The sequence below is a fragment of the Bacillus cereus group sp. N21 genome, assembly GCF_016483395.1.
Taxonomy (GTDB): Bacteria; Bacillota; Bacilli; order Bacillales; family Bacillaceae_G; genus Bacillus_A; species Bacillus_A pseudomycoides.
The window spans coordinates 1-281 of sequence record NZ_JAEHBX010000318.1 but is presented as its reverse complement, the minus strand read 5'-3'; the positions used below and the strand labels follow the sequence as shown (position 1 = coordinate 281).

The following is a 281-nucleotide window of genomic DNA, read 5'->3' as shown; positions in this document are numbered from 1 at the left end:
CATTATACATACACAAATTTATAAGTTTTAAACATTTGATAGTATTTTTTAAGTGTTAAGCCGAGAAAGGTGTGGGGAATTTATTTATAATTAAAATAAAAAATATGTTTAAAACTAATTTTTATGGGTAATTAAATAGTAAAAGTTTGAGATAAGGGGGCGGAAATGATGAATTTGGAAATAAATATTTTGCAAAATGATGTAGGTTATACGGTACAACTTAATGGTGAGATTGATGCGTATACGACATCAGATTTGAAAAATAAGGTAATGCCTATTAC

1 pseudogene is annotated in these 281 nt (G+C 26.3%); it reads left to right on the top strand.

Annotated features, from left to right (window positions below):
• Nucleotides 1-165 precede the first annotated feature (165 nt).
• Nucleotides 166-281: pseudogene (locus tag JDS96_RS31030) on the top strand (anti-anti sigma factor); the annotation flags it as partial.